At 71.5% G+C, this 12,702-nt stretch carries 12 protein-coding genes; 3 read left to right on the top strand and 9 right to left on the bottom strand.

The genetic code is table 11. The features are described 5' to 3' along the window. Positions 1-15 precede the first annotated feature (15 nt). Both K7G60_RS04350 and K7G60_RS04345 read left to right on the top strand, forming a co-directional pair. The gene (locus tag K7G60_RS04350; protein WP_225799435.1) at positions 16-663 is read left to right on the top strand and encodes a vitamin K epoxide reductase family protein; all 648 of its coding nucleotides are present in this window, start codon (positions 16-18) and stop codon (positions 661-663) included. Between the two features lies 1 nt (position 664). Further along, a complete protein-coding gene (locus K7G60_RS04345; RefSeq protein ID WP_225799434.1) occupies positions 665-1,684 on the top strand; it encodes a glycosyl hydrolase in 1,020 nt (339 codons plus the stop codon). Here the strand turns inward: K7G60_RS04345 and K7G60_RS04340 are convergent. Both K7G60_RS04340 and K7G60_RS04335 read right to left on the bottom strand, forming a co-directional pair. Further along, entirely contained in the window at positions 1,667-2,260 is a 594-nt protein-coding gene (locus K7G60_RS04340) for a TetR family transcriptional regulator (RefSeq protein ID WP_225799433.1), read from the bottom strand. The genes K7G60_RS04345 and K7G60_RS04340 overlap by 18 nt on opposite strands. Before the next feature lie 18 nt (positions 2,261-2,278). Beyond that, positions 2,279-2,965 carry a hemolysin III family protein gene (locus tag K7G60_RS04335; RefSeq protein WP_225799432.1) on the bottom strand — a complete coding sequence of 229 codons (687 nt, stop codon included), beginning with the start codon at positions 2,963-2,965 and terminating at the stop codon, positions 2,279-2,281. A gap of 196 nt (positions 2,966-3,161) precedes the next feature. Between K7G60_RS04335 and K7G60_RS04330 the strand changes: the two genes are divergently transcribed. After that, positions 3,162-4,985 (top strand): phosphoenolpyruvate carboxykinase (GTP), encoded by a 1,824-nt coding sequence (locus K7G60_RS04330; protein WP_225799431.1) that lies wholly within the window; start codon positions 3,162-3,164, stop codon positions 4,983-4,985. 123 nt (positions 4,986-5,108) lie between these two features. Here the strand turns inward: K7G60_RS04330 and K7G60_RS04325 are convergent, their stop codons facing one another. The 7 genes from K7G60_RS04325 to K7G60_RS04295 all read right to left on the bottom strand — a co-directional run bounded on the left by K7G60_RS04325 (position 5,109) and on the right by K7G60_RS04295 (position 12,590). Beyond that, positions 5,109-6,044, bottom strand: coding sequence for a poly-gamma-glutamate hydrolase family protein (locus tag K7G60_RS04325; RefSeq protein ID WP_225799430.1), 936 nt, complete (start codon positions 6,042-6,044; stop codon positions 5,109-5,111). Between the two features lie 34 nt (positions 6,045-6,078). Next, on the bottom strand, positions 6,079-6,669 hold the full coding sequence (locus tag K7G60_RS04320; protein WP_225799429.1) for a hypothetical protein: 591 nt from the start codon (positions 6,667-6,669) through the stop codon (positions 6,079-6,081). Then, positions 6,656-8,386, bottom strand: coding sequence for a VWA domain-containing protein (locus tag K7G60_RS04315; protein WP_225799428.1), 1,731 nt, complete (start codon positions 8,384-8,386; stop codon positions 6,656-6,658). The genes K7G60_RS04320 and K7G60_RS04315 overlap by 14 nt, the downstream gene beginning before the upstream one ends. After that, complete coding sequence (locus K7G60_RS04310) at positions 8,383-9,600, bottom strand: toxic anion resistance protein (RefSeq protein ID WP_225799427.1); 1,218 nt, start codon at positions 9,598-9,600, stop codon at positions 8,383-8,385. The genes K7G60_RS04315 and K7G60_RS04310 overlap by 4 nt, the downstream gene beginning before the upstream one ends. After that, the gene (locus K7G60_RS04305) at positions 9,597-10,733 is read right to left on the bottom strand and encodes a hypothetical protein (protein WP_225799426.1); all 1,137 of its coding nucleotides are present in this window, start codon (positions 10,731-10,733) and stop codon (positions 9,597-9,599) included. Before K7G60_RS04305 ends, K7G60_RS04310 begins: the two co-directional genes overlap by 4 nt. A gap of 140 nt (positions 10,734-10,873) precedes the next feature. After that, positions 10,874-11,266 carry a hypothetical protein gene (locus K7G60_RS04300; protein ID WP_225799425.1) on the bottom strand — a complete coding sequence of 131 codons (393 nt, stop codon included), beginning with the start codon at positions 11,264-11,266 and terminating at the stop codon, positions 10,874-10,876. 112 nt (positions 11,267-11,378) lie between these two features. After that, positions 11,379-12,590, bottom strand: coding sequence for a pyridoxal phosphate-dependent aminotransferase (locus K7G60_RS04295; protein WP_225799424.1), 1,212 nt, complete (start codon positions 12,588-12,590; stop codon positions 11,379-11,381). Positions 12,591-12,702 lie beyond the last annotated feature (112 nt).

The raw sequence follows: 12,702 nt of genomic DNA, 5'->3' as shown, positions 1-12,702 counted from the left end.
GGAAGGAGCCGCGTCATGGCGACGGTGGACGTACGGGGCGGGGCGCCGGGCCAGCGGCGGGACGAGACCGCGCGGGAGGCCGGCGGCGCGATCGGCGCGGGCCGGGCCCTGGCCTGGCTGCTGCTGGTCACCGGGGCCGCGGGCGTGCTCGCCGGCTGGGTGATCACGATCGACAAGTTCCTGCTCCTGGAGGACCCCGGCTTCCAGCCCGGGTGCAGCCTGAACCCGGTCGTGTCCTGCGGCAACATCATGAAGAGCGAGCAGGCGGCGGTGTTCGGCTTCCCGAACCCGATGCTCGGGCTCGTCACGTACGCCGTCGTCGCCGCCGTCGGTGCCGGGCTGCTCGCCGGGGCCCGCTACCGGGGCTGGTTCTGGCTCGGCCTCAACGCCGGGATGCTCTTCGGGGTCGGCTTCTGCACCTGGCTGATGTACCAGTCGCTGTACGAGATCAACTCGCTCTGCCTGTGGTGCTGTCTGGCCTGGGTCGCCACCATCACCATGTTCTGGTACGTCACCGCGCACAACGTCCGGGAGCGTCTGCTGCCCGCCCCGGCGGGGCTGCGGGCCTTCCTCGGCGAGTTCGCCTTCGCCCTGCCCGTCCTGCACACCGGGATCATCGGGATGCTGATCCTGACCCGCTGGTGGGACTTCTGGACGAGCTGACGTGAACCGTCCTCCCGCCTGGTTCACCTGGCCGCGGGCCGCACTGACCGTGCTGCTCGCGGCCGTTGTCGTACTCCTGCTGCTGCCCGACCGGCTCCTGCCGGGCGGCCGGCACGCCGGGACGGGGACCGTGCCCGGGCAACAGCCGCTGCCGGGCGTCCCCTCGGGGTTCTTCACCGGCTCCGACGAGGCCGGGGTGCGCCGGATCGCGCAGGTGCAGGCCTGGCTCGGCGGCGACTCCCTGACCGTCGGCCACACCTATCTGCCGGGCGACCGCTGGTCCAACATCGAGGGGCATCCGGCGCTCTTCGGGCCCTGGGCGCGCTGGAAGGCCGAGCGGCCGGGGCGCCTCTTCGTGCTGAACGTGCCGATGCTCGACCGCAACGAGGCAGGGCTGCCGGACGCCGAGGTGCGGGCCGGCCTGCGGCGGGGCGTGGACGGGGCGTACGACGGGCACTTCCGGACCCTGGGGGAGCGGCTCGTGGAGCACGGGCTCGGCGACGCGGTCCTGGTGCTCGGCTGGGAGATGAACGGCACCACGTACGGCCATCGCTGCGGACCGGACCCGACGGCCTGGAAGGCTTACTGGCGGCGGGTGGTGGGGGTGCTGCGGGGGGTGCCGGGGCAGCGGTTCCGCTTCGACTTCACGCCGAGCCGGGGGCTCGACGCGATCCCCTGGCCGCACTGCTACCCGGGCGACGACGTCGTCGACATCATCGGGATGGACGCCTACGACCAGCCGGCCGGGCTCTCCTTCGAGGAGCAGGTGGACGAGGAGTACGGGCTCGCGCACCACGTGCGCTTCGCGGCGGCCCACGGCAAGCCCGTCTCGTACCCGGAGTGGGGACTCTTCAGGAACGGGGACAACCCGGCGTACGTGCGGGGGATGCTGGACTGGTTCGCGGCGCACCGGCCCGTGTACCAGACCGTCACCGACTACTGCCCGCACGGAGTGTGGGAGTGCGCCGACAATCCGGAGTCGGCGCGGATCGTGCGGGCCGCGCTAGGGGACCGGTCGTGAGGACGTCAGACCGCTCCTGACCGTGCCGACCGCCCGGTCGACGAGGGCGAGGAGGTCGTCGGTGCTGCCGTGCTCGGCCCAGTACAGGGTCGCCTCGCGCAGGGCGCCGAGGGCCGCCGCCGTGAAGACCCGAACCTCCAGGTCGTCGGCGTCCCGGCCGGTGCGGTCGGCGATCGCGCGGGCGAGGCGGCGGCCGGTGACCGCGGTGGTCTCGGTGAGCCGGGCGCGGACGGCGGGGGTCTCCGCCATGAGCCGGGCGCGCAGCCGGGTCTCCTCGGGCTCCTCGTCGAGGGCGGTGCGGACGGCTTCGAGGACGACCGCCCGGAGCGAGGCGAGGGGTTCCTCGCCGGCGGGGCGGGCGCGCAGCCGGGCCTCCAGTTCCTCGTCGTTCTCGGCGGTGAGGAGGATGTCCTCCCGGACCGGGAAGTAGCGCACGACGGTGGAGGGGGAGACCTCGGCGGCCGCGGCGATGCGTTCGGTGGTGGCGGCGTCCCAGCCCTCTTCGGCGGCGAGCCGGTAGGTGGCCTTCCGGATCGCCGCGCGGGTCTTCGCCTTCTTGCGTTCGCGCAGGCTCATGGCCCTCGTGGTCCCCGCTCAGGCGTGCTGGTAGGCGACCAGCGAGATGCCGACGTAGTGGACGGTGAAGGCCGCCAGGGTCAGCGAGTGGAAGACCTCGTGGAAGCCGAACCAGCGCGGCGAGGGGTTCGGGCGCTTGATGCCGTAGACGACGCCGCCCGCGCTGTAGAGCAGTCCGCCGACGACGACGAGGACGAGGACGGCGATGCCGCCGGCGCGCGTGAAGTCGGGCAGGAAGAAGACGGCGGCCCAGCCCATCGCGATGTAGCAGGGCGTGTACAGCCAGCGAGGGGCGCCGACCCAGAAGACGCGGAAGGCGATGCCGGCGGCGGCCGCGGCCCAGACCGCCCACATGAGCGGCTTCGCCGTGGAGTCGGGGAGCAGCAGCAGGGTGAGCGGGGTGTAGGTGCCCGCGATGATCAGGAAGATGTTGGCGTGGTCGAGGCGCCGGAGCACGGCCTCGCCGCGCGGGCCCCAGTTGCCGCGGTGGTACAGCGCGCTGATGCCGAAGAGCAGGCAGGCGGTGAGGGCGTAGATCCCGCAGGCGATGCGGGCGCGGGGCGAGTCGGAGAGAGCGACGAGGGCGAGGCCCGCGACGATCACGGCGGGGAACATGCCCGCGTGCAGCCATCCCCTGAGCCGGGGCTTCGTCGGGAGCGGCACGGTGCGCTCGGTCGGGGTCACTTCCGGCGTTGCTGCAGTCATGAAAAGGGATCCTAGCTACGCACCCGTAGGTAACGGAGATGAGTGGCGATGCTCACGTGTGCACCCCCCTGGACATATGGGCGTATCCATCGGATGATCAAATGAGTGCGGTCGGCACCGGATGAGCAGCTACGAAGCATCCGGGTCGCGGCCCCCACGGGGCATACATCTGAAAACCCCTCTTCAAGGAGCAATCGTGGCGCGCGACAACGCGGCTCCCACCGACGTCCCCACCCAGCACCAGGAGCTCGTCTCCTGGGTGAACGAGATCGCCGAGATCACCCAGCCGGACAACATCGTCTGGTGCGACGGCTCCGAGGCCGAGTACGAGCGCCTGTGCGAGGAGCTCGTCGCCAAGGGGACCTTCAAGAAGCTCGACCCGGTCAAGCGCCCGAACTCCTACTACGCCGCCTCCGACCCCTCCGACGTCGCGCGCGTCGAGGACCGGACCTTCATCTGCTCCGAGAAGGAGGAGGACGCGGGCCCGACCAACCACTGGAAGGCCCCCGCGGAGATGAAGGACGTCTTCGCCGGTGAGAAGGGCATCTTCCGCGGCTCCATGCGCGGCCGCACCATGTACGTCGTGCCCTTCTGCATGGGCCCCGTCGGCTCCCCGCTCTCCGCCATCGGCGTCGAGATCACCGACTCCGCGTACGTCGCCGTCTCCATGCGCACCATGACCCGCATGGGACAGGCCGTCCTCGACGAGCTCGGCACCGACGGCTTCTTCGTCAAGGCCGTCCACACCCTCGGCGCCCCCCTGGAGGAGGGCCAGGAGGACGTGCCGTGGCCCTGCAACACCACCAAGTACATCTCGCACTTCCCCGAGACCCGCGAGATCTGGTCGTACGGCTCGGGCTACGGCGGCAACGCCCTGCTCGGCAAGAAGTGCTACGCGCTCCGCATCGCCTCCGTCATGGCGCGTGACGAGGGCTGGCTCGCCGAGCACATGCTCATCCTCAAGCTGACCCCGCCGCAGGGCGAGGCCAAGTACGTCGCCGCCGCCTTCCCGTCGGCCTGTGGCAAGACCAACCTCGCCATGCTGGAGCCCACGATCCCCGGCTGGACGGTCGAGACCATCGGCGACGACATCGCCTGGATGCGCTTCGGCGAGGACGGCCGCCTCTACGCGATCAACCCCGAGGCCGGCTTCTTCGGCGTCGCGCCCGGCACCGGCGAGCACACCAACGCCAACGCCATGAAGACCCTGTGGGGCAACTCCGTCTTCACGAACGTCGCGCTCACCGACGACGGCGACGTGTGGTGGGAGGGGATGACCGAGACGGCCCCCGCGCACCTCACGGACTGGAAGGGCAACGACTGGACGCCGGAGTCCGAGACCCCGGCCGCCCACCCCAACGCCCGCTTCACCGTCCCGGCCGGCCAGTGCCCGACGATCGCCCCCGAGTGGGAGGACCCCAAGGGCGTCCCGATCTCCGCGATCCTCTTCGGCGGCCGCCGCGCCTCCGCGGTCCCGCTGGTCACCGAGTCCTTCGACTGGAACCACGGCGTCTTCCTCGGTGCGAACGTCGCCTCCGAGAAGACCGCCGCCGCCGAGGGCAAGGTCGGCGAGCTGCGCCGCGACCCCTTCGCCATGCTGCCCTTCTGCGGCTACAACATGGGCGACTACATGGCCCACTGGGTCAAGGTCGGCGCCGGCGCGGACCAGGCGAAGCTGCCGAAGATCTACTACGTGAACTGGTTCCGCAAGAACGACGAGGGCAAGTTCGTCTGGCCCGGCTTCGGCGAGAACAGCCGCGTCCTGAAGTGGATCGTCGAGCGCCTCGACGGCAAGGCCGAGGGCGTCGAGACCCCGATCGGCATCCTGCCGACCGCCGAGTCCCTCGACACCGAGGGCCTGGACCTGCCGGCCGAGGACCTGGAGTTCCTCCTCAAGGTCGACCGTGACGTGTGGCGCGAAGAGGCCGCCCTCGTCCCCGACCACCTGAACACCTTCGGCGACCACACGCCGAAGGAGCTGTGGGACCAGTACCGCGCCCTCGTGGAGCGCCTCGGCTAGTCCCTCCGAGACTCGTGGTGGGTTGCCCCGAAACACCGCCCTGACCAGTGGGGTCACGACGGCCCACCACGACGCAACCGGCCCCCGGAGCCCCCTCAGGCTCCGGGGGCCGGCGCACGTCCGCTAGAGGATGGTCTGGCCGGCCTCGACGGTGGCGATGGCCCGGCGGCAGGCGTCACGGAACCCGAGGAAGCGCGGGTTGTTCCAGTTCGCGATGCGGCCGCTTCTCGTGTTGTAGTTCGTGAGGTCGGTGCCGAAGAGGGACCGCCGCATGTCCTCGGTGATCTCCAGCTGGGCGCCCTTGCCGAGGATCGTCCGGTTGCAGATGTTGTCCGGGGCCGCGCCCGCGTAGTCGGCCAGCTGGACCTTGTAGTTGTCGGAAAGGGCATCCACCGCACGGAACCCCGCGGTGTTCAGCTCGTACATCAGGGCGTCCCGGAAGGCCTTGTTGAGACCACCCACGACGACCAGTCGCCGGTCGGCCGTCGAGGGCCAGACCGCCGTCTCGTCGATGTTCAGCTGGTCGTACGAGCAGCCGTGCAGGCTCAGCACGTTGAAGTGGCTCGTGGCGAGCACGCGCGCGACGTGGTCGTTGCAGTTCACCGAGGTGACGTGCAGGTCGCGGTTGTTCTCCGTGCGCATCCCCTCGAACATCCAGTAGTCGTGGACCGTGGGCAGCAGCGGCGGCTTGGTCGGGTCCGTCACGTCCGCGGGGTCGTAACCCGCGATCGCCAGACAGAGTTCGGAGGTGGCCCGCTCGATCTGGCCGCCGTGGATCGCCATGATCGCGGTTTTGGCCGTGTAGCCGGTCGGCTTGGACAGGTAGCCGTCGGCCTGGTCGTGGCGCCGGTAGCGGCGGCCGTAGTCGACGCCTTCCTTCACGGGGTTGTCCGTGCTCGTGTAGAGGTCGATGTTGTCGTCGTAGATGTCGTTGTCACCCGTGGCGAACGCTGGGGTCGGCGTGGCGAGTTGGGTGAGCAGGGGGGCGCCCACCGTGGCCGCCGCCGCGAAGGCGGTGAGGACGGTGCGACGGGACGCGGTGCGCTTTTCGAATGTCATGCGCGGAACATACTTCCTGGCTCAACTCCGCAGGTCACGTGCCCCGTTCCTCCACGTAGCGCGTGTGCGTCTCCTGACGGATCGCCTCCGCGTCCCGCAGGGCGGCGGCGATGGCCGTCGTCTCCTCGTGGAGTGCGGCCAGCTGGCGCTCGAGGTGGGTCTCCGGGGGCTCGGCGCCCGGCGTGAACCGCGACCACCACCGCGTCCGCACGAAGGTGTCGACGGCCTCCGGGACGTCCTGCCGCACCGTGCGGGCCAGGACGTGCAGGTGCTCCGGGTCGCTCACCCAGCCCGGTTCGAGCAGGGCCTCGACCAGGGCGTCGAGCGCGGTGAGCCGCTCGCGCACGGACGACGGCAGCTCCACCTCGGCCAGGTACGCGCGCAGGGCCGTGAAATCGTCCCGCAGGGCGTCGAGTTGCTCGTCCGCGTCCGGGAAGCGCGGGGTGTCGGGGCGCTCGGGCGGGGCGATCAGCGCCCCCGCCGCGTACAGCCCGGCGATCACCAGCGGCCAGAGTCCGCCCGCCGCGCCGGTGAGGGCGATCCCGACGCCGGCCAGTCCGCAGGCGCTGCCGGTGAGGTTCTTGCGGGACTCGACGTACCCGAGCAGACGGTCACTGGTACCCACGGATCTCCTCGAAGGCGCCGTCGAGCGAACCCCGGGTGGCGTCGAAGAGCTTGCCGCCGGTCAGGCTCGCGATGTGGTCGAGCTCGCCCCGGTCGGAGTCCCCGAAGAGGATCGGGAAGACCGGGGTGCGCCGCTGCTCGGCCGGGAGGGAGCGGTAGAAGGTGTCGAAGGCCGACGCCGGGTCGCCGTCGGTGTTCTCGCCGTCCGTCATCAGGACGACCGAGGTGAAGCTGTCGGACGGTGCCCTGCCCAGGAAGCGGTAGGCCTCCTGGAGGCTGGAGTAGACGGCCGTGCCGCCGGAGGCCGAGAGCCGCTGGGAGTCGGCGCGGATCGCGTCGAGCGCGGCCTTCGGCGAGGCCGGGTCGACCGTGTGCGTACGGACCTCGTCCTGCTTCACCGAGGACCCGAAGGGCATCAGGGTCACCTCCTCCCGGTCCCGGAAGTCGCCGGTCAGCTCGGTGAGCGCGGACTTCAGCCGGTCGAGCCGCTCGCCTCCCATGGAGCCCGAGGTGTCGAGCACGTAGACCGTGCGGGAGGGCCGGCGCAGGGTGTTGTCGTACGCGTCGAGCAGTCCGTCGGCGACCGCCCGGCTGCCCGGGAACGGCAGCTCGCGGCGCTGGTCCCGGGCGAGCGCCGAGGCCGGGCGGACCCCGGCGACCACCGGGCGGCGCAGGGTCGTCTCGGTGATCCGCCGCTGGGCGTCCGGGGTGCGCAGGTAGGTGGTGAGCCGGCCCGCCGCCTCCTTCGCCTCGGGACGGGCCGAGGTGAGCAGGGTGAACGGGTAGTCGGCGGTCACGACGCCGTCGGACGGCCGGATCACGGTCAGCTTCTCGGGCGCGGACAGCAGCACGGACTCGTAGTTCACCAGCGCGTCGACGTCGGTGCGGCGGGCGTAGGCCGTGGCGAGCCAGCCGGAGGAGCCCGAGGTCAGCTTCTGGCCCGTGAAGAACTCCTTCAGGCGCGGGGTGGCCCGGGTGACGTCCTGCCCGGTCAGCGCGGACTGGGCGCCGGAGAGCCCGGAGGCGACCGAGACGAGCGCGGAGAAACCGGAGTTGGAGCGCTTCGGGTCCGTCATGCCGTACGTCAGCTTCCCGTCGGCGACCGCCCGGTGCAGCTGCGACCAGGTCACCTTCGCCGGGTCCCAGCCGAGCCGGGTGACGGTGGCGGGCCGCACCCCGAGCGCCACCGGCGAGGTCATGACCGGGGTCTCGTCGATGATCCTCTTCGCCGTGTCCGGGCGCAGCCGGAGGTAGTCGTTGGAGGAGAGCCACACCGCGTCGTAGCCCTTGTCCGCCTCGCCGGACGCGATGCGCTCGACGGCGTCCAGGGTGCCGGCGTAAGTGGGACGCACGGTGACCCCGGTCGCCTTGGCGGCCTCGGCGAGGACCGGCGCCATGTCGGCCAGTTCGGAGGAGGCGAGGACCCGGAGGGTGCCGGCCTTGTACTCCGTGCCGTGCTCGTCGGGGCGGTCTCCGTCGCCGCCGCCGGAGCAGGCGGTGGCGAGGAGCGCGAGCGCGAGGACGGCGGTCGCGGTGCGGGCGGCGCGCGCGGCGGTCGTGCCGCGGGAGCGGCCCCGGCCGCCCGCGAGGCGGGCGACGGTGCCGGCGGCCGTGCGGCGCAGCCGGGCGGTGACGCGGCGGGCCGTCCTCGGGGAGGTCCGGGGCGCGGCCGGTCCGGTGGCGCCGTGGGCGGTGTTCGGGCTGGTGCCGTGGTTCATCCGAGACCGCCTTCGAGGGCGCCGGTACGGCGGCTGCGGTCCAGGTGGGCGCTCGCCTCGCGGAGTTCGGCCGTCAGCGACTCGACCGTCGCCGCCATCGACTCCGTCGCCCGCACCTTGTACGTGTCGATGGCGTCGAGCGTCCGGTAGATCTGCTGGAAGGCCGTGCGGAGCGTCTCGGCCCCCACCGCCGGGTCCGCCGCGATCCGCTGGATCTCGCCGGCCTGCGTCGCCAGCATCTCGGCGTTGCCCCGGACCAGGTCCTCGGTCGTCGAGCGCAGCACGTTCACCTGCTCGGTGACCTTCCGCTGGTTCTCGAGCGCGGAGGCGAGCATCACCGCGATCCGCAGCGCCGACAGGGTCGTCGTCGCCGCCCGGTCCACGCCCTTGATCAGCTCGTCGTTGTTCCGGCGGACCACGTCCATCGCCAGGTACCCCTGGGCGCAGACGGCGAGTTGGGTCAGGAGGTCCTGGTGCTTCTGCCGGACCGGGAAGAGGACGTCGGCGCGCAGCGCGTCCGCCTGGGTCGGGTCCGGGGTGAGCGCGATGCGCTCCTCCACGGCCGCGTCGAGCGCGTCGGTGAGCACCGCGTACTCCTGGAGCTTGCCCATGGTCTCCCACAGCCGGGCCCGCTCGGTCTGCAAAGCGGCGTTGTCGCGGCGCAGTTCGTCCTGGCCGCCGCGCAGCGAGCCGACGATCCGGTTCAGCGTGGCCTGCGAGGAGGCGTACTTGGCGACGTGGTCGCGCAGTCTGTTGCCGCCCGGGAGCTTCGAGAGCAGCCCCTTGAGACCCTTGCCGGGGGTGTCGCGGGGGTCCAGGTCCTCGACCGTGCGCCGCAGTTCGACGAGGGAGGAGCCGACCCGGGTCTGTGCGTCGCCGCCGCCCGGGCCCTCGCCGAGCGAGCGGATCGTGCGGTCCAGCATCCGGTTCGACTGCTGTGCGGCGGAGCGCATCTCGCCCGCGCCGAGCGCCGCGATCTCGCCGATCCGGCCGGCGAACTCGGGGGAGCGCGGGTCGAGTCCGGACAGCGAGCCGACGTACTCCTCGGCCCGGCGGGCCATCTCCGTGCGGACCGACTCGTCCAGCGGCACCAGACCGGAGGCCTGCTCGGCGCGGACGGCGGGCACGGGCTCGGGCGGGGTGAGGACGAGCGGGGCGTCGTGCTCGGGCGGGGTCAGGGCCATCGTTCTTCTCGGGTCGTCGGGCGTGGTCATGCGGTGTCCCCCTGGTCGCGGGCCCGCAGCGCCATCTCGTGCAGCACCTCGCTGGTGGGCACGGGCGCCTGGCGGACGCCGGTCAACGTCTGGTTGAGGTATGCGGTGTGGTCGTCGGTGGCGGCGGTGAACTCGTCGGCCGCGCCCTGCGGGCGGAAGCCGTGACGGACCGCGAGCTTGCGCAACTCGGTGTCGGTTGCGAGGAGTTCGCCGAGCTTCCGGCCGTTCTCGGTGAGCGGTACGAGGGTGTGGTCGCTGTTGACCGTGGTGTCCGGGTAGAGGACGACGAGGTCGCCCATGGACCGCCCGGCGAGCAGCTGGGAGGCGACCTGCGACTCGTACACCAGGACGAGCGGGTTGCCGACGCCGCTGACGAAGTCCCGGAAGGGCGCGTCCGAGCCGGACTGCTGGGCGCCCTGCACCTGGACGAGCTTGCGCATGAGCGGGGCCGTGCGGGTGACGGCGGCCTTGTCGCCCGCGACCCGCCCGCCGTCGGCGACGTAGCTCGCGGCGGCGAGGTAGAGGGCGCCGGAGTTGGAGGCGACCGGGTCGGTGGAGGTGATGAAGAGGGTGCCGCTCAGCTCGGCGTGTCCGGCGGAGCCCTTGAGCTGCTGCCAGGTCCGGTCGGCGCGGGCCGCCGCGAGGTAGGCGTCCATCTTCAGGGTGCCGCTCGTCCCGCGCGGGCCGAGGGTCGCCAGGCCGTTGTCGGCGAGGACCCGGGCGGCGGTGCTGTGCGCGACGACGACGAGGGGCGAGTAGAAGGGCCGCAGCGGGGCGCCCGCCGCCTTGTCCTTCGCCTTCTGCCGGGCCTTCGCGCGCAGTTCGTCGGCCGGTCCCTTGGAGGACGGGAAGGCGAAGTCGTATCCGTCGAGGGGCAGTTCCTCCATGTCCCAGGACCCGGAGGTCTCGGTGCCCACGGTGAAGCCCTTGGCGGCCAGGGCCTTCACCACCTGCGGATCGGCGAAGAACTCGGCCTTCTCCGATCCGATGACTCCTCGCACGGTCTTCGTTGCCGTGCCCGTGTCCTTGTCGCCGCCCGTCACGAGGACGGCGGCCACGCCGCCGAGGAGCAGGACGGCCAGGACGATTCCCAGGATGCGTCTCACGCGGGCAGCGTGCTCGCGGAAACCCACATTCCAGGGGGAGTCGGGTGTACGGGGGGTGAAGGAGCGATCCCGGTACCGAACCGGAGCGGGGGGTGCCGGATCCGTGGGTCGCGGAGGTGTTGGGTGGCGCCCGGTCCGCGTGGTTCGTGCCACGCGGACCGGGGCCGTCAGGGGGCGGCGACCAGGGTGTCCCCGGCCAGCGCCGCGGTGTGCGCGTCCATGCGCTCGGCGGCGAGGATCGCGGCGGCCGTGTCGGCCCGGGAGGCGGCGACGACCAGTGCGCGGCCCGCGAGGGCGTGCGCCCTGCGGTGCAGGTCCTGCGCGGACGAACCGCTCAGTCCGGCGTGCCGCGCGGGCGGTGCGCCGCGCAGCCGCGCCACCTGCCGGGCGATCAGCTCGCCGGCCTCCGTGTCGCCCAGCTCGTCGGTGACGGCGAGCAGGGCGGCGAGGTGTCCGGCGAGCTGGATGTCCAGCTCCTCCTCGCGGGAGCGGTGCGGGTACGCGTCCTGGGCGTCGTCGGCCATCCGGTGGACCGACTTGGTGCGGATCGGTTCGTACATGGGATGGCCTCCTGAGGTGTTCTGAAGGCCATCCTAGCTTGGATTCGATCTAAAGTTGAGAGCCGTCCGGAGTGCGGGACGGGGCCGGCGGCGCTCCGTCCCCGGCCGGGGGTCAGGGCTGGCTGTACCCGTCCAGGAACCGGCCGATCCGGGTCACCGCGTCCGCCAGGTCCGAGGCCGCCGGCAGCGTGACGATCCGGAAGTGGTCGGGCTCGTGCCAGTTGAAGCCCGTCCCGTGCACCACCATGATCTTCTCGGCCCGCAGCAGGTCCAGGACCATCTGCCGGTCGTCCTTGATCTTGTAGACGTTCGGGTCGAGACGCGGGAAGAGGTACAGCGCGCCCTTCGGCTTCACGCACGTCACGCCCGGGATCTGCGTCAGCAGCTCGTACGCCGTGTCCCGCTGCTCGAGGAGACGCCCGCCCGGCAGCACCAGATCCTCGATGGACTGGCGGCCCTGGAGCGCGGCGGCCACCGCGTGCTGCGCCGGCATGTTCGCGCAGAGGCGCATGTTGGCGAGGATCGTGAGGCCCTCGATGTACGAGGACGCGTGGTGCTTCGGACCGCAGACCGCGAGCCAGCCGGAGCGGAAACCGGCCACCCGGTAGTTCTTGCTCATCCCGTTGAAGGTGAGGACGAGGAGGTCGGGGGCGATCGCGGCGGTCGGGGTGTGCGTGGTGCCGTCGTAGAGGATCTTGTCGTAGATCTCGTCCGAGCAGACGACCAGGTTGTGCCGCCGGGCGATCTCCGTCAGCGAGCGGAGCATCTCGTCGTCGTAGACGGCGCCCGTCGGATTGTTCGGGTTGATGATCACGATCGCCTTGGTGCGGTCGGTGATCTTCCGCTCGATGTCCGCGAGGTCCGGCATCCAGTCCGCCTGCTCGTCGCAGCGGTAGTGCACCGCCGTACCGCCCGCGAGCGAGACCGACGCGGTCCACAGCGGGTAGTCCGGGGCCGGTACGAGGACCTCGTCGCCGTCGTCGAGCAGCGCCTGCATCGACATCTGGATCAGCTCCGAGACGCCGTTCCCGAGGTAGATGTCCTCGACGGAGAGCGGGATGCCCTTGGTCTCGTAGTGGCTCATCACCGCCCGGCGGGCCGCGAGCAGCCCCTTCGCGTCACCGTAGCCGTGCGCCTCGGAGAGGTTGCGGAGCACGTCCTCCAGGATCGCGGGCGGACACTCGAAGCCGAAGGCGGCCGGATTGCCCGTGTTCAGCTTGAGGATGCGATGACCCGCAGCCTCAAGCCGCATCGCCTCTTCGAGCACCGGACCCCGGATTTCGTAACAGACGTTGGCGAGCTTCGTGGACTGGATCACCTGCATGACGAGAGCTTACGGCGGGCTCGGCCGGGACGCCGAGTGTTTTGGGACACGTCGGACGTTCTGTGCCTCGTGGAGAAAGCCTGTCCGGAATGTGTGTGGACTCGCACGACAG

This window comes from Streptomyces sp. NK15101 (genome assembly GCF_020400725.1).
Lineage (GTDB): Bacteria > Actinomycetota > Actinomycetes > Streptomycetales > Streptomycetaceae > Streptomyces.
This window is presented reverse-complemented; position numbering and strand designations above follow the sequence as displayed.

Coding starts and splice junctions, on each gene's coding strand:
- K7G60_RS04325 (WP_225799430.1), bottom strand. CDS start 6,044: ATGACATTCGAAAAGCGCACCGCGTCCCGTCGCACCGTCCTCACCGCC.
- K7G60_RS04300 (WP_225799425.1), bottom strand. CDS start 11,266: ATGTACGAACCGATCCGCACCAAGTCGGTCCACCGGATGGCCGACGAC.
- K7G60_RS04335 (WP_225799432.1), bottom strand. CDS start 2,965: ATGACTGCAGCAACGCCGGAAGTGACCCCGACCGAGCGCACCGTGCCG.
- K7G60_RS04310 (WP_225799427.1), bottom strand. CDS start 9,600: ATGACCACGCCCGACGACCCGAGAAGAACGATGGCCCTGACCCCGCCC.
- K7G60_RS04295 (WP_225799424.1), bottom strand. CDS start 12,590: ATGCAGGTGATCCAGTCCACGAAGCTCGCCAACGTCTGTTACGAAATC.
- K7G60_RS04340 (WP_225799433.1), bottom strand. CDS start 2,260: ATGAGCCTGCGCGAACGCAAGAAGGCGAAGACCCGCGCGGCGATCCGG.
- K7G60_RS04350 (WP_225799435.1), top strand. CDS start 16: ATGGCGACGGTGGACGTACGGGGCGGGGCGCCGGGCCAGCGGCGGGAC.
- K7G60_RS04315 (WP_225799428.1), bottom strand. CDS start 8,386: ATGAACCACGGCACCAGCCCGAACACCGCCCACGGCGCCACCGGACCG.